This is a genomic window from Microvirga puerhi (genome assembly GCF_020089865.1).
In the GTDB taxonomy this organism is placed as follows: Bacteria; Pseudomonadota; Alphaproteobacteria; order Rhizobiales; family Beijerinckiaceae; genus Microvirga; species Microvirga puerhi.
On record NZ_JAIRBM010000005.1, the window covers coordinates 138,637 to 157,920 of the forward strand.

Annotated in this window: 18 protein-coding genes; 11 read left to right on the plus strand and 7 right to left on the minus strand. The window is 63.9% G+C overall.

All coding sequences use genetic code 11. From position 1 onward, the window contains the following. Positions 1-3 precede the first annotated feature (3 nt). From K9B37_RS08500 to K9B37_RS08510, 3 genes are all read left to right on the plus strand, one after another. Positions 4-612, plus strand: a complete 609-nt coding sequence (locus K9B37_RS08500) for an N-acetylmuramoyl-L-alanine amidase (protein WP_224312655.1) — start codon at positions 4-6, stop codon at positions 610-612. 199 nt (positions 613-811) lie between these two features. Next, positions 812-1,792: an alpha/beta hydrolase gene (locus tag K9B37_RS08505; protein WP_224312656.1), complete on the plus strand. Its 981-nt coding sequence runs from the start codon at positions 812-814 to the stop codon at positions 1,790-1,792. 83 nt (positions 1,793-1,875) lie between these two features. Continuing rightward, entirely contained in the window at positions 1,876-2,502 is a 627-nt protein-coding gene (locus K9B37_RS08510) for a LysE family translocator (RefSeq protein WP_224312657.1), read from the plus strand. 38 nt (positions 2,503-2,540) lie between these two features. On the opposite strand, the gene K9B37_RS08515 is transcribed toward K9B37_RS08510, so the two are convergent. Further along, entirely contained in the window at positions 2,541-3,299 is a 759-nt protein-coding gene (locus K9B37_RS08515) for a class I SAM-dependent methyltransferase (RefSeq protein WP_224312658.1), read from the minus strand. A gap of 45 nt (positions 3,300-3,344) precedes the next feature. Beyond that, positions 3,345-5,513 carry a methylmalonyl-CoA mutase gene (gene scpA, locus K9B37_RS08520; RefSeq protein ID WP_224312659.1) on the minus strand — a complete coding sequence of 723 codons (2,169 nt, stop codon included), beginning with the start codon at positions 5,511-5,513 and terminating at the stop codon, positions 3,345-3,347. A 166-nt stretch (positions 5,514-5,679) separates the two neighbouring features. Between scpA and K9B37_RS08525 the strand changes: the two genes are divergently transcribed. After that, entirely contained in the window at positions 5,680-6,588 is a 909-nt protein-coding gene (locus K9B37_RS08525; protein ID WP_224312660.1) for a DUF817 domain-containing protein, read from the plus strand. Between the two features lie 43 nt (positions 6,589-6,631). Here the strand turns inward: K9B37_RS08525 and K9B37_RS08530 are convergent, their stop codons facing one another. The 3 genes from K9B37_RS08530 to K9B37_RS08540 all read right to left on the minus strand — a co-directional run bounded on the left by K9B37_RS08530 (position 6,632) and on the right by K9B37_RS08540 (position 9,988). Next, the gene (locus K9B37_RS08530) at positions 6,632-7,027 is read right to left on the minus strand and encodes a hypothetical protein (RefSeq protein WP_224312661.1); all 396 of its coding nucleotides are present in this window, start codon (positions 7,025-7,027) and stop codon (positions 6,632-6,634) included. A 52-nt stretch (positions 7,028-7,079) separates the two neighbouring features. Next, positions 7,080-8,966 (minus strand): methylmalonyl-CoA mutase family protein, encoded by a 1,887-nt coding sequence (locus K9B37_RS08535; protein WP_224312662.1) that lies wholly within the window; start codon positions 8,964-8,966, stop codon positions 7,080-7,082. A gap of 80 nt (positions 8,967-9,046) precedes the next feature. Next, complete coding sequence (locus tag K9B37_RS08540) at positions 9,047-9,988, minus strand: LysR family transcriptional regulator (RefSeq protein WP_224312663.1); 942 nt, start codon at positions 9,986-9,988, stop codon at positions 9,047-9,049. A 104-nt stretch (positions 9,989-10,092) separates the two neighbouring features. Here K9B37_RS08540 and gstA point away from each other — a divergent pair, with 104 nt between their 5' ends. After that, positions 10,093-10,710, plus strand: coding sequence for a glutathione transferase GstA (gstA, locus tag K9B37_RS08545; protein WP_224312664.1), 618 nt, complete (start codon positions 10,093-10,095; stop codon positions 10,708-10,710). A gap of 206 nt (positions 10,711-10,916) precedes the next feature. Here the strand turns inward: gstA and K9B37_RS08550 are convergent, their stop codons facing one another. Continuing rightward, positions 10,917-11,297, minus strand: a complete 381-nt coding sequence (locus K9B37_RS08550; RefSeq protein ID WP_224312665.1) for a DUF2267 domain-containing protein — start codon at positions 11,295-11,297, stop codon at positions 10,917-10,919. A gap of 120 nt (positions 11,298-11,417) precedes the next feature. Between K9B37_RS08550 and K9B37_RS08555 the strand changes: the two genes are divergently transcribed. From K9B37_RS08555 to K9B37_RS08565, 3 genes are all read left to right on the plus strand, one after another. Then, the gene (locus K9B37_RS08555; protein ID WP_224312666.1) at positions 11,418-12,959 is read left to right on the plus strand and encodes a helicase HerA-like domain-containing protein; all 1,542 of its coding nucleotides are present in this window, start codon (positions 11,418-11,420) and stop codon (positions 12,957-12,959) included. Between the two features lie 217 nt (positions 12,960-13,176). Further along, positions 13,177-14,562, plus strand: coding sequence for a M20/M25/M40 family metallo-hydrolase (locus K9B37_RS08560; protein ID WP_224312667.1), 1,386 nt, complete (start codon positions 13,177-13,179; stop codon positions 14,560-14,562). A 6-nt stretch (positions 14,563-14,568) separates the two neighbouring features. Next, positions 14,569-15,261 carry a glutathione S-transferase family protein gene (locus K9B37_RS08565; RefSeq protein WP_224312668.1) on the plus strand — a complete coding sequence of 231 codons (693 nt, stop codon included), beginning with the start codon at positions 14,569-14,571 and terminating at the stop codon, positions 15,259-15,261. Here the strand turns inward: K9B37_RS08565 and K9B37_RS08570 are convergent. Continuing rightward, on the minus strand, positions 15,258-15,935 hold the full coding sequence (locus K9B37_RS08570) for a haloacid dehalogenase type II (protein ID WP_224312669.1): 678 nt from the start codon (positions 15,933-15,935) through the stop codon (positions 15,258-15,260). The genes K9B37_RS08565 and K9B37_RS08570 overlap by 4 nt on opposite strands. Positions 15,936-16,024: 89 nt before the next feature. Here K9B37_RS08570 and K9B37_RS08575 point away from each other — a divergent pair, with 89 nt between their 5' ends. The 3 genes from K9B37_RS08575 (at position 16,025) to K9B37_RS08585 (ending at position 19,200) form a co-directional block, all read left to right on the plus strand. Beyond that, a complete protein-coding gene (locus K9B37_RS08575) occupies positions 16,025-16,729 on the plus strand; it encodes an SDR family oxidoreductase (protein WP_224312670.1) in 705 nt (234 codons plus the stop codon). Between the two features lie 292 nt (positions 16,730-17,021). After that, positions 17,022-18,623: an ABC-F family ATP-binding cassette domain-containing protein gene (locus K9B37_RS08580; protein WP_224312671.1), complete on the plus strand. Its 1,602-nt coding sequence runs from the start codon at positions 17,022-17,024 to the stop codon at positions 18,621-18,623. A gap of 436 nt (positions 18,624-19,059) precedes the next feature. Further along, positions 19,060-19,200, plus strand: coding sequence for a hypothetical protein (locus K9B37_RS08585; RefSeq protein ID WP_224312672.1), 141 nt, complete (start codon positions 19,060-19,062; stop codon positions 19,198-19,200). The last annotated feature ends 84 nt before the right edge of the window (positions 19,201-19,284 follow it).

Genomic DNA, 19,284 nt, shown 5'->3' on the forward strand with positions numbered 1-19,284 from the left:
CAAATGAGCTTTCAGGTAAAATCGCAGAGACTTGAATCCAACGGAAGGCCTGTCACGTATATCGAGTCGCCCAATCGGGGCGGGAACCTGCGGCCGCTCTACCTGATCATGCATTATACGGCCGGGGGCTCTGCCGAGGGGGCCATCAGCTGGTTCAAGGATCCGAGGGCAAAGGCCTCGGCTCACCTCGTGATCGGCCGGGATGGGGAGGTGACTCAGATGGTTCCGTTCAACCGGGTCGCCTGGCATGCCGGCAGAAGCAGCTGGAACGAACTGGAGGGGATGAACAGCTACGCGATCGGCATCGAGTTGGCGAATGCCGGGAAATTGCGGAAAAATGAACAGGGGGATTGGGTGAACTGGGCGAGCAACAAGGTCCCCCCTGCCGAGGTCACTGTTGCGACCCATAAGGACGAGACCACACCGGCGGGATGGCAGCTCTATACGTCAGAGCAACTTGAAGCGGCCCTCGGCGTTGCGATGGCCCTCCACGAAGCCTACCGGTTCCTCGATATCCTCGGCCACGAGGACGTATCTCCGCGACGCAAGGTGGATCCAGGCCCGGCCTTCCCGATGATCAGCTTCAAGTCGAAGGTCCTGGGCCGGCAGTAACAGGTCCGCGAATGAGCGGCCTCTACGGGAAACACTGTCGTGGAGGCCCCTGGGCTAGCAGGCGCTGAGCGGGAGGAACCGGGTTCACGGATGATTCACCAAGGTGGGCAAGTTCTTCGAACTTCGGCGCTGCTCGCCTTGCCCTTGCCATCATCCCTGGCAAAAGAGCCGGTCCGAACTCTTTTGCCCTCTCGGTTCCATGTTTTCACCCATCGCCCGTTTTCCGGTCATCGGCATTGTCGCACTTGCCCTTTCGGGCTGCCTCGGCGACGAATCGGCTCTGACGAGTGCGCCATTGGCCCCGCGTCCGGGTCTTTCGGCCGATCCGCGTCTTCTGGTCGCCACGACGCGCCTGCCGGTCGGCGATCCGATTCAGAAGCCCTGGTTCAGCGGCGAGCGCTCCGCAGACCTCGTTTTCGCCGAAGCGCGCCTGACGCCTCCGAGCCGCTCGCTGATCGGGAGCGGGGGATGGAGCATCGCATCCGTCGAGAACGTGACCCGCAATAACGCTGCCGGGGCCTTCGCGCAGGCGGCACTCGGGCGAGACCTGCTGCTCTACATCCACGGCTATCGCGAGAGCTTCGACACCGCCGCCACGTCGACGATCCAGCTTTCGGAAGGCATCCGCTTTCCCGGAGTGACGGGCCTCTTCACGTGGCCGTCCGCCGGCTCGACCTTCAGCTATGTGGCGGACCGCGAGGCCGCCATGTGGTCGCGCGATTCACTGGAGGATCTTCTGGCGGCCATCGCCAAGACGCCGAGCGGCGGGAAGATTCACATCGTGGCGCACAGCATGGGAACGCTGCTGACCCTCGAAGCACTTCGGATGCTGCGCACCGATGGCGGCACCAACGCCATGGAGCGGATCGGCGCCATCGTCATGGCGGCGCCCGATATCGATATCGATCTCTTCGCCCGCGGTCTCGAACGCCTGGGGCCCGATGCCAAGAAGATCACGGTCATCAGCTCCACGAACGACCGGGCTTTGGCCGTCTCGAGCCGTCTTGCCGGCGGAATCGTCCGGGCCGGCGCCGCCGACCGGGAGCGGCTGGAGGCGCTCGGTGTGCGTGTTGCCGATGCGTCGGAATTCGGCAGCGGCATCATCAACCACGATCTCTTCCTCTCGAACAAGGAGGTGGAGCAGGTGGTTAAGCGCGCCATCGAGCGCGCGAGGATGTAAGGGCTGTCCTCTGTCTTTCTGAACGCCTCTCGACACATCGCATCGCGTATGGCTTGCTGACCTGTCATCACAGGGACCTTGCCATGACCGTCGAAACCTGGCTCGCCTTTGCCGCCGCCTCCGCGATCCTCCTCGTCATTCCGGGACCGACCATTCTGCTCGTCGTGTCCTATGCCTTAGGCCAGGGCTGGCGCACCGCGCTGCCGATGGCGATCGGCGTGGCCCTGGGGGATTTCACGGCCATGACCCTGTCGCTTCTGGGACTTGGAGCCTTGCTCGCCGCCTCGGCGACCGTGTTCACGATCCTGAAATGGGCAGGCGCGGCCTATCTCGTCTGGCTCGGGATCAAGCTCTGGCGAGCAGGCGGGGCCTTGGATGCGAAGCCGCGGACGGATGCCGTATCCACCCTGAAAATGCTGAGCCACGCCTGGCTGGTGACGGCTCTCAACCCCAAGGGCATCACCTTCTTCGTAGCCTTCCTGCCGCAATTCATCGATCCCAAGGCGGATCTCTTTCCGCAGGTCGGCATCTTCGCCACGACCTTCCTGGCGCTCGCCTTTGCCAACGCCTTCACCTACGCGCTCGTCGCGTCGCGCGCCCGCAACGCCGTGCGCAATCCGAGAGCGATGGGGATCGTCAACAAGGTCGGCGGAAGCCTGCTGATCGGTGCTGGCATCGCGACGGTGGGATTGCGGGCCAGTCAGTCCTGAAGCGATCTGGAAGTGATCGACGGCCGGAGAACGCAATCTCACGCCAGGCGACCGACCGGGATGATCTCTTTCGCGCCGGAGTGGTAAGGGCCGCCCCGCCAATCGCCGAGCCATTTTTCAACCACGAGGCCGGCGGACGTGATCATGTCCGCCAGCTCCTCCTGCGGTGTGTAGTGGATCTTTGCCGATCCTGAATGTTCTTGCCCGGTGCTGATGATCCGATAGCCGTTCTCGTAGGTCAGAACACGGGTGCGCGGATCGTAGGACGAGACGTTCCATGCTTCGACCTCACCGAGCTGCGGATGATTGAGGCGCTGCATGGCGTCGTTTCGCGTTCGGTTTTCCTTCACGCCGTTGGCCAGATTCCGGCTGTCGAAGATGAAACGTCCGCCGCGATCGAGGTGAGCGGCGATCGTGGCAAGAACTGCGCGCTGATCGTCGGGCGTCAGAAAGACCTGGAACACGTGCCCGGTCAGGACGACGAGATCGAAACGCTCGCCAAGACGGACCGAGCGGGCATCGCCCTCGATCCAGGCGACCTTGTCTCCGCCTGGTCGCTTTCGAGCGATGTCGAGCATCGCTGCCGCAGGATCGACACCCGTAACCCTCTGGATTCCTAGGTGCTGCGCGATTGCGCTTGCAAGTTCGCCGGTTCCGCAACCGAGATCGAGAACCGACTTCGCCTCCGCCGCGAGGGCCATGCAATAGTCGAAATCGGCATCCCATCGATTCACGGCATCGTAGAACAGTGCAAGATCAGGGGCGCCGTAGAGGGTCTTGTGCCCTTGGTCGCTCATCTGGCGGTCTCTCGCGAAGATCCGTGTCGATGAAGCAGCGTCATGCTACTCCGCTGCCGCCTTCGATCCGTACCCGAGCCTGCGGTTCAATTCGCCGATGAGATTGACGGCGGCTTCCGCGATCACCGTGCCGGGCGGGAAGATCGCGGAGGCGCCAGCGGCGTAGAGGGCATCGAAATCCTGCGGCGGGATCACGCCGCCGACCACGATCATGATGTCGTCGCGGCCGTATTTCGCGAGCTCCGCCTTGAGTTCGGGCACCAGCGTCAGATGTCCGGCGGCGAGCGATGACACGCCGATGATGTGGACATCGTTCTCCACCGCCTGACGTGCAGCCTCGGACGGCGTTGCGAAGAGCGGTCCGATATCCACGTCGAAGCCGAGATCCGCGAAGGCGGATGCGATCACCTTCTGGCCGCGATCGTGTCCGTCCTGGCCCATCTTGGCGACGAGAATACGCGGGCGGCGGCCATCGTTCTCCTCGAATTCCTCCACGAGCTGGCGCAGCTTCGCCAGCACCGGCGACTCCATGCCGACCTCCCGCTTGTAGACGCCGGAGATCGCCTTGATCTCGGCCCGGTGACGTCCCCAGACCTTCTCCAGGGCATCCGAAATCTCGCCCACCGTCGCCTTGGCCCGCGCCGCCTTGACGGCGAGATCGAGCAGGTTGCCTTCGCCGGAGGCCGCGCCTTGCGACAGCGCCGCGAGTGCTGCTTCCACGTCGGCTCCGCTGCGCTCGGCCTTGAGACGTTGCAGCTTCTCGATCTGGCGCGCACGCACTGCGGCGTTGTCCACTTTCAGGATCTCGATCACCGCTTCGTCCGATGGCCGGAAGGCGTTGACGCCGACGATGATCTGATGACCGGAATCGATGCGCGCCTGGGTGCGGGCCGCGGCTTCCTCGATCTTGAGTTTCGGGATCCCGGCCTCGATGGCCTTCGCCATGCCGCCTAAGCTCTCCACTTCCTGGATGTGGCCCCAGGCCTTCTCGGCCAGTTCCTGCGTGAGACGCTCGACATAGTAGGAGCCGCCCCACGGATCGATGATCCGCGTCGTGCCGCTTTCCTGCTGCAGGAAGAGCTGCGTGTTGCGGGCGATCCGTGCGGAGAAGTCGGTCGGCAGTGCCAGTGCCTCGTCGAGGGCGTTGGTGTGCAGCGATTGCGTATGGCCCTGTGTCGCCGCCATCGCCTCGATGCAGGTGCGCGACACGTTGTTGAACACGTCCTGCGCGGTCAGCGACCAGCCGGAGGTCTGCGAATGCGTGCGCAGGGGCAGCGATTTCTCGCTTTGCGGGTTGAACTGCTTCACGAGCTTGGCCCAGAGCAGGCGCGCAGCGCGCATCTTGGCGACTTCCATGAAGAAGTTCATGCCGATCGCCCAGAAGAACGACAGGCGGGGCGCGAACTGGTCGATGGTGAGACCGGCCTGCAATCCGGCGCGGATATATTCGACGCCGTCGGCGAGCGTATACGCGAGTTCGAGGTCCTGCGTCGCTCCGGCCTCCTGCATGTGGTAGCCGGAGATCGAGATCGAGTTGAACTTCGGCATGTGCGCCGAGGTATAGGCGAAGATGTCCGAAATGATGCGCATCGACCCTTTCGGCGGGTAGATGTAGGTGTTGCGCACCATGAATTCCTTGAGGATGTCGTTCTGGATCGTGCCCGCGAGCTTCGCGGCCGGTACGCCCTGTTCCTCGGCCGCGACGATGTAGAGCGCGAGCACCGGCAGAACCGCGCCGTTCATGGTCATGGATACGCTCATCTGGTCGAGCGGAATGCCCGCGAACAGCGTGCGCATGTCGTAGATCGAGTCGATGGCCACGCCCGCCATGCCGACATCGCCGGCGACCCGTGGATGATCGGAATCGTAGCCGCGATGGGTTGCGAGATCGAACGCGACGGACAGGCCCTTTTGGCCCGCGGCGAGATTGCGTCGGTAGAAGGCGTTCGAGTCCTCGGCCGTGGAGAAGCCGGCGTACTGGCGCACGGTCCAGGGCTGGTTCACGTACATGGTCGGGTAGGGGCCGCGAAGATACGGCGCGATGCCCGGATAGGTGTCGAGAAAATCAAGGCCTGCCCGGTCCGTCTCGCCATAGGCCGCCTTGACTGGAATGCCCTCCGGCGTCAGCCAGGGCTCCGCCTGACGCGCGCCCTCGATCGCCGGGAGCGGTGCTGACGCCCAGGAGACGCTCATAAAGTCCGGAATGCTGGTCATGACGGGGTTCAAATCTCGATCGGTCTCAAAGAACGGCAATCTTAGTCCCGTCGCGTTGAAGGAGCCACCCCTCCCACTCGTCGGAATCGCGCTCAAGTTGCCGCTGCGTTGCGTTTGACTCCGACGGGCTGCACGTCTAACCATCGGGTGCGCAACATCATATCGCATGCTCCTCCGCCGCCCTGTTCCCCAAATTCCGAGTGCCGCTTTTGCATGGCCATTCCTGGCGCGATTCATCGCCAGGGAGGAAGCGTTGGGGCAGGCTGCCGAACGCCGTGGGCCGATCGCGGCCGGGCTCTACGAATTCCTGCGTTTCGGCATCAAGGAGGGATGGGCCTGCTTGTTCGGCGGCGCCATGTGTGCGCTCCTTCTCGGAACCCATTTCTTCTATCCGGCTGACGCGGCGCTCGCGCGGTACGATTTCCTCTTCCTCGCCGCGCTCGCGATCCAGGCGCTTCTGATCGGGCTCAAGCTCGAGAGCCTTGACGAGGCCAAGACGATTTTCATCTTCCATGTGGTCGGGACGGCGATGGAGGTCTTCAAGACGCAGGTCGGGTCCTGGATCTATCCGGAGCCGAGCCTTTTTCGTCTCGGAGGCGTCCCGCTCTTTACGGGCTTCATGTACGCGTCCGTCGGATCCTACGGAGCAAGAGCCTGGCGCTTGTTCGACTTCCGCTTCACGAACCATCCGCCCTTTGCGGCGACGCTGCTGCTTTCTCTCGGGATCTACATCAACTTTTTCAGCCATCATTATGCGGCCGACATGCGATACGTGCTGTTCCTGGCGGCAGCGGCGCTTTACGGACGAACAATCCTTCACTTCAAGGTCTGGCGGACCTATCGCCGGATGCCGTTGCTCCTCGGCCTCTTCCTCGTGACGATCTTCATCTGGTTCGCGGAGAATATCGGCACCTTCACGGGGACGTGGCTTTATCCGTCCCAGCTCAAGGGCTGGTCGATGGTTCCCTTGAGCAAGCTCGGCTCCTGGTTCCTGCTCACTATCATCTCGTTCGTGCTGGTCTCCGCCGTAAACCGTCCGCGCGAGATGTCCGGCTCCGATATCGGCCGCACATAAAAAAGCCGCCCTGCGGGGCGGCCTTCGCTTCGGCGTTGAGAGATCAGCTTTGCACGACGCTGGAGCGTTTCTGCGCCGTCCAGCGGCCGGAGCAGCCGAGCATGTTCAGCTTCCAAGTTCCGGAGCCGCTCGACCCGCGCAGCTGTCCGTTGGCGTCGACCTTGGCGATGCTGCGGTAGATGTTGAGTTCCACGAGGCCGTTCGGCTGGACCTGGCCCTTCACGGTGGTCGGCGAGTCGCCGGGGGCCAGCAGGTAACGGACGTTCCCGTTCTCGATGGCAATGGAGTAGTTGTAGGTGCTTTCGCAGAGGCCGGAATCGGTCACCATCCGCACGCTCCAGGTCCCATTATGAGGCGAGGACCCGGAGGCGGCCAGGGCGGCGCCCGCCGGCAGGGCGGCAAGGGTGCAGGCAATCATCAGATGTTTGGCGGCAATCATGCACAGTCTCTCATTGTCTCGTTGGGACGATGGTGCGCGATGCCGCCGGGTGTTACGCCCCCGCGCGATCAAGGGCCTCGTTCAGAAGCCCCAGGACATCGCATCCACCATAAATAAAATCGGTAACGCCGGCGGCCCTCAGGTCCTGTTCCAACTCTGCCGGGCGGCCAGCCAGGTAGATGGGTTGAGCCATTGCTGCGCGCAAGGCTTTTACGGCTTCAATCGCCTGCTCCCGATAGATTTCATCCGATGAACAGAGGCAGATAAGCTGTGCTTGACTGTCGAGCGCGCCTTGCGTCAGCTCAGATAAGCTTGAGTGTCCGTCGGCGGAGACGGATTCTATGCCTCCAGCCTCGAAGAAATTCTTCGCGAATGTGGCGCGGGCCGTGAAGGCAGCCAGCGGTCCGAGATTGGCCAGGAAGACCCGAGGACGCGCTCCCGTCTGAGCGAGGAAAGCATCTGACCGGTCGCGTAGCTTCTCGAAAGGCGCGGCAGTGCGGAGGCTCGGCAGGGGCGCGATGTGGACCGGCTCATGGACGGAGGGGGCGCTCTGCCTGGACTTCGGCCCGGCATTCGCGCCCGGCTCGGGGAACGGGAGCAGCACCGAGACCGGAGCCTCGCCGAGGTTGGGGAATTCACTGGTGCCGGTGATCGGCTCCCGCCGTGTCGCAACGGCACGCTCCCGCTTGGACCGCGTCTCGGCAATGCGCTCTTGCAGAGTGCCGCGCATCAAGCTCTCGACGATCCCGCCATCGCTCTCGATGTCCTGGAACAGGCTCCAGGCCCGCTCGGAGAGCGCCTCGGTGAGGGCTTCGAAGCCGCCGGCGCCGGCGGCCGGATCGGCGACCCGCCAGAGGTTCGACTCGTGGAGGAGGATGGCTTGCGTGTTGCGGGCGACGCGGCGGGCGAAGGCGTCGGGCAGGCCGAGCGCGGCCGTGAAGGGCAGAACCGTAATCGCATCGGCGCCGCCGATACCGGCTGAGAAGGCTGCGATGGTGCCGCGCAGCATGTTGACCCACGGGTCGCGCCGGGTCGTCATCCGCCAGGCGGTCTCGGCGTGGATGCGGATCGGCTTCGGCGCGAGGCCGGATGCCTGCTCGATCCTGGCCCAGAGGCGACGCAGGGCGCGGAATTTGGCGATCGTCAGGAATTCATCCGCGTCGGCGACGAGAAGGAAGGACAGGGCGTTTCGCGCGGCATCGAGGGAGTGCCCGTAGGTTTCGAGCGCCCGCAGATAAGCGACGCCGGTGGCGAGCACGGCCGCCAGCTCCTGCGCCTCTCCTGCGCCCGCTTCATGATAGGGCCGTCCGTCCGCAAGCGCCGTCCGGCCTGAAAAGCCGCGCTCCGTCAGATCGGCGAGGGTCTCGCCGAGTCGTCCCGCCACCACGGGCCAGGGGGCGGAGAGAATGCCGAGCGCAGCCATGGCGCCGATGGGATCGAGGCCGAGATCTGCGGAAATGCCGGAAAGTGCATGGCCGCGCCGCTCCGCGAGGGTCGCGAAATGGCCGGCCACGATCCGGCCCTGTCCGCCTGCATCGAGACGCACATGGATGAGGTCGAGCATGACGCCGGCGAGCGTGCGATCGAGATCCTCGACGGTCAGCGCCTGCACGCCGAAGCCGCGCGCCGCGGGAGCCTTGCGGGTCACGAGGGTCAGCGAATCCGCACCGCCCTCGAGATCGGCGAGCGCTTGCGCATTCGCGGCTTCGGGATCCGGATGATCAACCCGCTGCGCGACGCGCCACGGCGCCACCTCGGCGCGGGCTGTGAGGGGAGCATGCTCGGCCTTGGGATAGAGCGGCTGAATCGACAGTCCCTCGGGTGTTCTGGAAACGAGCTTCTTCTCGAAATCCGCGCCCTTCAGCACGCCCTCGACCAATCGGAGCCATTGCTCGCGGGAGGGAGTGGGGAAGTCGGCGGCGAGGGAAGGATCGTCCATGGCTGATATCCGTCAGGGGAAGCGTCTTGCCTTGTAGCTGGTTCGCAGCGCGAACCAAAGCCTGCATGGCCTCCGCGTTTTCATCCGTCGGAGGGCAACGACCCGGTCAGGAGCGGGCGCGCCGCCGTCATACCCTCTCCGATCACGTCGAGGAATGCGCGGACCCGGGCCGTGCGACGCAGATCCGCATGGGTCACGATCCACAACTCGCGGCCGAGCGCGGAGATCGGCTCGCGGACGAGGCGCATGAGATCCGGCTCCGGATCGCCGAGATAGCAGGGCAGGACCGCGACGCCGATGCCGGCTTTTGCGGCGACGAGCTGGCTGACGATGCTGTTGGTGCGATAGACGATGGCCTGCGACGGCACATGCTCGGCCATCCATTCGGCCGCGTTGATGCCGCTCGCGTTTTCCTCCCAGCCGATCACCGGATAGGCGGCAAAGTCCGTCGGCCCGGTCGCCGGCGCGCCTCCTGCGAGCAGGCTTCGGGAGCCATACGCGGTCCAGGCGACGTCAGAGAGCTTGCGCCCATAAAGATCGCCCTCACGTGGGCGGTTGATCCGAAGCGCAATGTCGGCTTCGCGCCGCGACAGGTTCAGGACCCGGTTGTCGATGACGAGCTCGACGAGAATTCCGGGGTGAAGCTCTCGGAACTTGGCGATTTGCTTCGTCAGCACCCGATACGCGAGCGTTTCGGAGGAGGTCACGCGCAGCCGTCCTGTCAGGCTGGTGTCGCGGCCGACGATCTCGCGATCAAGGGCGTCGGTTTCTGTCTCGATCCGCTCCGCGGTCGCAGCCATGCGCTCGCCCGCCTGGGTCGGAGCATAGACGCCGCCGGGAAGCCGCTCGAACAGCCGGACCCCGATGGCATCCTCCAGCGCTCCGAGCCGGCGAAACGCTGTAGAGTGATTGATCTCGAGGTCTTTCGCGGCTCCTGTCAGGCTGCCGTTGCGGGCAATCGCCAGCACGAGCCGCAGATCGTTCCAGTCATCCATCGGAACAGCGTAGGCTGGCGCTTGCATGGACGCAAGTGTGACTTCTGAAAATGCTGATGGCTATGCGCCAAGGCAAGGGATATTTCTGTCTCATCCCGCCGCCCCGGCGGCCCATCCAAGGAGATGATTTCATGAAGCTCTATTATGCCCCCGGCGCCTGCTCCCTTGCCGTTCATATCGTGGCCCGCGAGGCAGGGACTCCCGTCGATCTGGTGAAGGTGGATCTGAAGGCCCACAAGCTGGAGAACGGCGCCGATCTGGCAAGCGTCAATCCGAAGAATGCCGTCCCGGCCATCGCGCTGGACAATGGCGAGGTCCTGACGGAGGCGGCGGTTCTCGTGCAATGGGTGGCGGAGCAGGCCGGCAAAAGCGATCTGCTGCCGGCGGCCGGCACGATGGCGCGCTTTCGGGTGCAGGAATGGTTGAACTTCGTCGCCACGGAGCTGCACAAGGGCTTCAGCCCCTTGTGGCACCCGGAGACGGAGGAGGGGACGAAGCGGGCCGCGCGCGAGAAGCTGGCGAGCCGCTTTGCCCAGTTGGATGAGCGCCTGGGCCGCAGTGCCTATCTCGCCGGCGAGCACTTCACGGTGGCCGATGCCTACGCGTTCACCATTGTGAACTGGTCGCATTTCCTGAACGTGGACCTCAAGCCCTTCCCGCGTCTTTCAGCCTATCTCGACCGGATCGCAGCCCGTCCGGCCGTGCGTGAGGCGCTGATGGCTGAGGGGCTTTTGAAGAAGGCCGCATAGGAGCTGGATCGTTGCAGCGGGCCATGAGGCCCGCTGCCCTAACCCATAACCCGTCATTCCGGGGCCGCGCAGCGGAGCCCGGAACCCATAAACGTCAACCTTTCGGGCCAGAGAGCGGCAATAGCCGCTGCTCTTCATTCTGTGACGTCATGGTTATGGGTTCCGGGTCTGGTCCTTTGGACCATCCCGGAATGACGGTGTATCGATCAAACGAACTGCGACAGGCCGGGAATGGCGCCGACGATGGGACCCATGACGTCCTCGCCGGCCTTTTCGCGGCCATAGGCGAAGAGCTCGCGGCCGAGGGGCTGCATCTGGCCCATGGAGACGCCGGCGCTCATCAGTTGCCCACCCAGGGCCATGACGCCGCCGCCGAGCGAACCCACCATGCCCATGAGGCCGCCACCGCCGCCGGAACCGGCCTGCGCGATCGCCTCCTGGGCGCCGGGAAGGGCCGCGATGAGCTGGTTGACCTCGTCGGTCGGGCCTTCCTTCTGCAGGAAAGCCAGGATGAGCCCGATGGCCTTCGTGATGACCGAGGCTTCGAGGCCCGTTTTCTCCGAGATGCGGGCGACAAGCTCTTCCATGAGATTCTCCTTGGGAATGTTGGTGCGGTTAATTCGCGCTGGACGGTTCCGAAATCAAGGCGGGCAAGAGTGGAAACCGGAGGAGGGATTTTCTAGACTAGTCCCATCGGGAGGACCACGATGCTTCAGGACGGCAAGATCTTCATCGGCAAAAGCACCAAACCGGAATACCTGGATCTGGCGCTCGCCAACCGCCACGGTTTGATCACCGGGGCAACCGGCACCGGAAAGACCGTGTCGCTGCAGGTCCTTGCTGAAGGGTTCTCGCAGGCCGGCGTTCCGGTCTTTGCCTCGGACATCAAGGGCGACCTCTCCGGCATCGGCGCCGAGGGCATTGGCAAGGACGCCTTCGTGAAGCGCGCGAAGGAGATCGGGATCGACTACAAGGCCGACCGCTTTCCCGTGGTCTTCTGGGACTTGTTCGGTGAGCAGGGCCACCGGGTGCGCGCGACGGTCTCGGAAATGGGACCGCTGCTTCTCTCGCGCCTCCTCGACCTCAACGACACCCAGGAAGGTGTCCTCAACATCGCGTTCCGCATCGCCGATGAGCAGGGCCTTCTGCTCCTCGACCTCAAGGATCTGCGCGCGCTGCTGCAGTTCATCGCCGACAGGGCGCAGGAGCTGACGACGACCTACGGCAACGTCTCGAAGGCGACGATCGGCACCATCCAGCGCCAGCTCCTCGTCCTTGAGAATCAGAAGGGCGACGAGTTCCTCGGCGAGCCGGCCCTCAACATCAAGGATCTGATGCGCACAGATCGGGATGGACGCGGCATCGTCAACATTCTGGCCGCCGACAAGCTGATGGCCAATCCGCGCCTTTATGCGACCTTCCTCCTCTGGCTGATGTCGGAATTGTTCGAGGAATTGCCGGAAGTCGGCGATCTCGACCAGCCGAAACTCGTGTTCTTCTTCGACGAGGCGCATCTGTTGTTCAGCGATGCGCCCAAGCCTCTCCTTGAGACCGTGGAGCGGGTCGTCCGCCTCATCCGCTCGAAGGGTGTCGGCGTTTATTTCGTGACGCAGAATCCCGCCGACGTGCCGGAGACGGTGCTGGCCCAGCTCGGCAACCGGGTGCAGCATGCGCTCCGGGCTTATACACCGCGCGAGCAGAAAGCAGTCCGCGTGGCGGCGCAGACCTTTCGGCAAAACCCAGCCTTCGACACGGAAAAGGCCATCACTGAACTCGGCGTCGGCGAAGCGCTTGTCTCTACCCTGGAGGGCAAGGGCGTGCCGTCGATGGTCGAGCGGACTTTGATGGCCCCACCCATGGCGCAGGTCGGTCCCATCGATCCGTCCTTGCGCCAGCAGATCATCGCGTCGAGCGTCCTGCGCGGAAAGTACGAGCAGTCAATCGATTCCGAATCGGCTTACGAACTTCTGGCGCAGCGGGCGGAGAAGGCGGCTGCCGATGCGCAGGCCGCGCAAGGCGGCGGCGGGCTCCTCGACATGCTCGGCGGCCTCTTCGGCACCAACGGGCCGCAGCGCAAGGGCACGCTCACCGTTGGCCAGCGTGTGACCCGGGAGGTGACGCGCACCGTGGTGAACCAGACAGTCGGCTCGATCGCCGCCGAACTCGGCAAATCCATCGCCGGCCGCCAGGGCGGTTCCATCGGCCGCGCCATCGTGCGCGGGACGCTTGGCGGGTTGTTGCGGCGGTAACCTAGTCATTCATGAGTGGTGCTCAGCGTCATCCCCGGGCTCGTCCCGGGGATCCACGTCTCCTCTTGCCACCGTTTCCAAAGACGTGGATGGCCGGGTCAAGCCCGGCCATGACGGGAATGAGGGAGGACAGCAGGTTTGCGCCATCCCCCTTGCCGCGCCACGCCGATAGGCGCACCGTGGCGCGCCTCGATTCGATCCAAGTAGCGAAGAAGCCATGTCCCAGCTCGACCAAGTCCTGACCCGCATCGATACCGATCTCGACACGTCCCTGGAGCGCCTGTTCCAGTGGCTGAAGATCCCGTCGATCTCGACCGATCCCGCCTACAAGGATAATTGCCGCAAGGCCGGCCAATGGCTCGTGGACGAGCTGAAGGGACTGGGTGTCGACGCATCCTTACGCGAGACCGGCGGTCATCCGGCGGTGGTCGGACACGCAAAGGGCAATAAGAAGCCGCATGTGCTGTTCTATGGCCATTACGACGTGCAGCCGGTCGATCCGCTGGATCTGTGGGAGCGCCCGCCCTTCGAGCCGCGCATCGTCACGCTGCCTGATGGCCGCAAGGCCATCAGCGCCCGCGGCTCTTCCGACGACAAGGGCCAGGTGCTCACCTTCGTCGAGGCGTGCCGCGCCTGGAAGGCCGTCACCGGCTCGCTTCCCATCGACATCACCTTCCTGGTGGAAGGTGCCGAGGAGGACGGTTCCAAGTTCCTTCCTGAATTCATCGAGGCCAACAAGAACGAGCTGAAGGCCGACGTGGCGCTCGTCTGCGATACCGGCATGTGGGATCAGAACACGCCCGCCATCACGTCTTCCCTGCGCGGCATGGTGTATGAGGAAGTGATCGTGCGCTGCGCCGACCGCGATTTGCATTCCGGCACCTTCGGCGGAGCGGCGCGCAACCCCATCCATGTTCTCGCGAAGATTATTGCCGCCATCCACGACGAGAACGGACGCATCACCGTCAAGGATTTCTACGACGGTGTGCACGAGACTCCGACGCAGGTCCTGGAACAGTGGAAGAAGCTCAATCTGACGGAAGAGGAATTCCTTGGTCAGGTTGGACTGAAGCATTCGGCGGGTGAGAAGGGCCGCCTGCTCCTCGAGCAGATCCAGTCGCGCCCGACCTGCGACGTGAACGGCATCATCGGCGGCTATACGGGCGAGGGCACCAAGACCGTCATCGCGGCGGAAGCGCGCTGCAAGGTCTCGTTCCGCCTCGTGGGCGATCAGGACCCGGCGAAGATCTCCGCCAATTTCGAAGCCTTCGTGCGCGAGCGCATTCCTGCGGATTGCTCGGTGGAATTCATCCATCACAAGGGCTCGCGCGCACTTTCGCTGCCGCATGATTTCTCGGCGCTCACCGCCGCGAAGGGCGCCCTCCACGATGAGTGGGGCACCGATCCCATCGTCATCGGCATGGGCGGATCGATTCCGGTCGGCGGCGACTTCAAGCGCACGCTCGGCCTCGATACGCTCTTCGTCGGCTACGGCCTCGACGATGATCGCATCCATTCGCCGAACGAGAAATACGACCTCAAGAGCTTCCACAAGGGTACCCGTTCCTGGGCCCGCATCCTGGCGGCGCTAGCACAGAAGTGAGGCGCCATGTACGAGCTCTTCATCGGCAACAAGAACTACTCGTCCTGGTCGCTGCGGCCCTGGGTGCTGATGCGTGAATGCGGCATCCCCTTTGAGGAACGGATCATGCCGTTCCCCGAGGGCGGCAGCTACGACACGTTCCGGAATTTCTCGCCGACCGGCAAGGTGCCTTGCCTGAAGGACGGCGAGACGGTGGTGTGGGATTCCCTCGGCATTGCCGAGTACCTCGCCGAGCGGCATCGTCGCGTGTGGCCCGAGGACGCTCAGGCGCGTGCCTGGGCGCGCTGCGCGGCGGCGGAAATGCACTCGGGCTTCACGGCCCTGCGCAGCGCATGCCCCATGAGCTGCGGTATCCGCGTGCGGCCGAACCCGATGACCGATGCATTGAAGCAGGACATCGCCCGCATCAGCGAGCTGTGGAACGAGGGATTGTCCCGCTTCGGCGGGCCGTTTCTGGCAGGTGCGAATTTCACGGCTGTCGACGCCTTCTTCGCGCCGGTGGCGTTCCGGGTTCAGTCCTACGGCCTGCAACTCGGAGGGCAGGCGATGGCTTATGTGGCGCGCCTTCTCGCATTGCCCGCGATGCGAAGCTGGTACGAGGCCGGGCTCGCTGAAACCTGGCGCGAGCCGGATCACGAGCGGGAAGCTGCGGAGGCGGGAACGCTGCTCCAGGATCTCCGCGCGAAGCCTGCTGCTTAAGCGTCGAGCAACGCATCGAGGGAGGAAACGACTGCGCGGGGCGCCAGCTCCGCGTATTCGTCCGGCAGGCCGGCGCGATTGATCCAGATGGTGCGGAAGCCGAATGCCGTCGCGCCTGCAATGTCCCAGCGGTTCGAGGAGACGAAGACGATCTCGTCCGCGACGGCCGCGAAAATTGCAAGGGCGATTTCGTAAGCACGCGGATGGGTCTTGAAGATGCGCGCTGCGTCGACGGAGAGCACGGCATCGAGGCTTCCTCCCAACTCCGCCGAGGATACGGATGCGTCGAGCATCTCGGTATCGCCATTGGAGAGAATGGCGGTCCGCAATCCGCGATGGCGCAGGCCGTCGAGGGTGGCTCTGGCGTCATCATAGGCATCGAGCCGGCGATAGGCATCGAGCAGAGCGGGTTTCAAGGTGCGATCCACTGCTGGGCATCGCGCGAGCGCGTAGTCCAGAGCCCGTTCGGTCAGCGTCCAGAACGGTTCGTAGCGTCCGGCCAGCGAAAGAACCCAGGAATATTCGAGCTGCTTGGTGCGCCAGAGATCCGACAGGCGCGTGGCGTCGGGGCCGATCGCCGCCCGGTGGCGCATCACCGCCGAATGCACGTCGAACAAGGTTCCGTAGGCGTCGAAGACGACGGCTTTGGCGTCTGAGAGCAGGGATGGGGCCATGGCGGCATCAGTCTGGACTGGGTGTCGAGGCCGTGCAAGACAACGGTTGGGGCGACCTTCGCGCCTCGACCTGAATGAGGATCGGGATCATGGCAACGGATAAAGTGGCGATTGTGACCGCGGGCGGCAGCGGTATGGGCGCGGCTGCAGCGCACAGGCTGGCAGCCGATGGATTCAAGGTCGCGGTTCTTTCTTCCTCCGGCAAGGGCGAAGCACTCGCGAAGGAATTGGGCGGCATCGGGGTAACCGGCTCGAACCAGTCCCAGGACGACCTGAAGCGCGTGGTCGACGAAACGATGGAGCGCTGGGGGCGGGTCGACGTCCTGGTCAACAGCGCAGGTCACGGGCCGCGCGCGCCCTTGTTGGATCTCACGGACGAGGACTGGCACCGGGGCATCGACGTCTATTTCCTCAACGTGGTGCGCGCCGCCCGGCTTGTGACGCCAGCCATGGTGAAGCAGAAATCCGGCACCATCATCAACATCTCGACGGCCTGGGCCTTCGAGCCGAGCCCGATGTTTCCGACCTCGGCCGTCGCACGAGCCGGGCTCGCCGCCTTCACGAAGCTCTTCGCGGATCAATATGCGGCCGACAACGTCCGGATGAACAACGTCCTGCCCGGCTGGATCGACAGTCTGCCCGCGACCGAGGAGCGCCGCCAGGGCGTGCCGATGCAGCGCTACGGCCGGAGCGAGGAAATCGCCGCGACGGTCGCCTTCCTCGCATCCGAGGGAGCGGGCTACATCACCGGCCAGAATATCCGCGTGGATGGCGGCCTGACGCGGGCGGTGTGACCCCGATAAAGGGGAGCGCCCTGCCGGCTGCGCGTGTTCCTCGGTTTTTTACTGGTCTTCGCCTTCGCAGAGGGCACGTCCCGATTGTCTCCGCGTTCGACAGCAAAGACCATCAGACCGGAGCCATCGTCGCACTTTGAGCTGAGAGCTTGCGGCCGGCAGGTTGCCCCTGTATATCCGCCACCTGACGCCGACTCTCCAGGATGCGTCACGTTGAACAGGATGGAAGCATCAATGGATCTCAACCCGACAGCACTGCAAATCCGCTTTGCCGCCGGGAGAATCCGAATCCATGCCTGCCTCAATCACCCTGTCCAAACTTACCTGGTCCACGCCTGACGGCCGTGCTCTTCTTTCCGATCTCGATCTGACGTTCGGCCCCGAGCGGGCGGGACTTGTCGGCCGCAATGGCGTCGGCAAAACCACGCTCCTCAAGCTGATCTCAGGCGAGATGCGTCCCCGCTCGGGCAAGGTCACGGTCAGTGGCATCCTGGGTGTTCTCCGCCAGACCGTTCAGGTCGAGCCAGGCGAAACCGTTGCAGATCTGTTCGGTATTGCCGAAGGCTTGGCGCTTCTTCGGCGTGCCGAGAGCGGTGAAGCCACTGCCGAAGAGCTCGCGGAAGCCGATTGGACCCTGGAGTCCCGAGTTGCATCGGCTCTCGCCAGCCTCGGGCTGAATGCTGCACCCGAAACGCGTTTAGCAACAATGTCCGGCGGGCAAAGTACGCGGGCTCGCCTAGCTGCGCTCATCTTCATGGAGCCTAACTTCCTGCTGCTGGATGAGCCGACGAACAACCTCGACCGCGAGGGACGCACCGCAGTGATCGATCGTCTCGCCGCTTGGCGGGGCGGAGCAATCATCGTCAGCCATGATCGGGAGCTGCTCGAAACCATGGATTCCATCGTCGAGCTGGCCCCGCTGGGCGCCACACGCTATGGCGGCGGTTGGAGCCGGTATCGTGAGCGCAAGGCCCTTGCGCTCACCGCCGCCCGGCGTGATCTGGCAGATGCCGAGAAGCGCGTCGCCGAAATCGCCCGAGGGAGGCAGGAAACCGCCGAGAGAAAAGCGCGCAAGGACCGCGCAGGGCAGGGGAGACGTGCAAAGGGCGACATGCCACGGATCCTCGCAGGTCTGCGCAAGGACCGAAGCGAGGACACAAGCGGTGAGAATGCCCGTCTCGCAGAGCGGCGGCGCGCGCAGGCACTCGAAGCCGCCGCTTCCGCGCGTGAGCGCATCGAAGTCCTTCAGCCGCTCTCCGTCGTTCTCCCGCCGACAAACCTGCCGGCCAGCAAGTCGGTTCTGGTGATCGATGCGGTGAGCGTTGGTTACGAGCCGGATAGACCCATCATCCAGGATCTCTCCCTTGTCATCACCGGCCCGGAGCGCATTGCCGTTGTCGGGCCGAACGGCTCCGGCAAGACGACGGTTCTGGCACTCGTCACCGGACAATTGCGGCCTTGGAGCGGGACAGTGCAGGTCATGACCGACTCTGCGATGTTCGATCAGAAGGTGAGCTTTCTCGATCCGTCGGACTCGATCCGGGATAACTTCCGGCGCCTCAATCCAAAAGCGGATGAGAACGCCTGCCGCGCCGCTCTCGCCCGGTTCATGTTTCGAGCCGATGCCGCACTGCAGGTCGTTTCCGAACTCAGCGGCGGGCAATTGCTGCGGGCTGGTCTGGCTTGCGTGCTCGGCGGGCCGATACCGCCTCCGCTCCTGATTCTGGACGAACCGACTAATCATTTGGACATCGATTCCATCGAGGCCGTTGAAGCCGGATTGCGGGCCTATGATGGCGCGCTGCTGGTCGTCAGCCACGACGAAACATTTCTCGATGCCATCGGGGTCGCACGCAGATTGGATCTCGCATGCGCGCAGACCCGATCGCTTTGACCAGGGGCGAGCCTTGCCGTGGTTGGTCGGACCGCTGCGCCGCACTGGAGTCTCGTCCCTCATTTCCAAGATCGCCAAGCGGCGGCCTGCTCAGTCATAGCCGCTTTCGCAACCAGAAAGACACTTTAGAGACAAGGATTTAGGGCTGAATGCGTCATCTATGACGCGAATTGCGCCTAATAGATGAGTTTTGGCCATGCTATGGTGTTGTGAAGTATCCCATAATTTGGCGCAATGCATGGAACACGCCTCTTGAGGCTGAGTTGCGCCAAGCGGTTGGGCACAAAAAAGCCCGGCGCTAGGCCGGGCCGACTCTGGGTCTTGAGCTGCCGATCTGGGTTCGTTCGGGTCCCTGTCAGGGAGCGGCGTCCGACGAACTCAGGCGGTTGCGCCAGTGCCCTGTCCGTTCGAGCCTCGATCCGAACAGGAGAAGGCAATGGAAGAACTTGAGGCGCGTCTGGATGAAATCGCTTTTCTCGAGTCTTTGCGGCAGTCTCTTGCGTTCGGCTTTTGCCGCAACTTGCAGACAAAAATCGATCGCCTCGGGACGGCGGCTAGCGGCGTCAGCGGACAGTGACATCAGGTCAGCGTACGCGGCGATCCGAGAGGAAGCCGAAGTAGCGTTCCGAACCGAGGCAGTGCACGGAACAGGTTGCCTTCT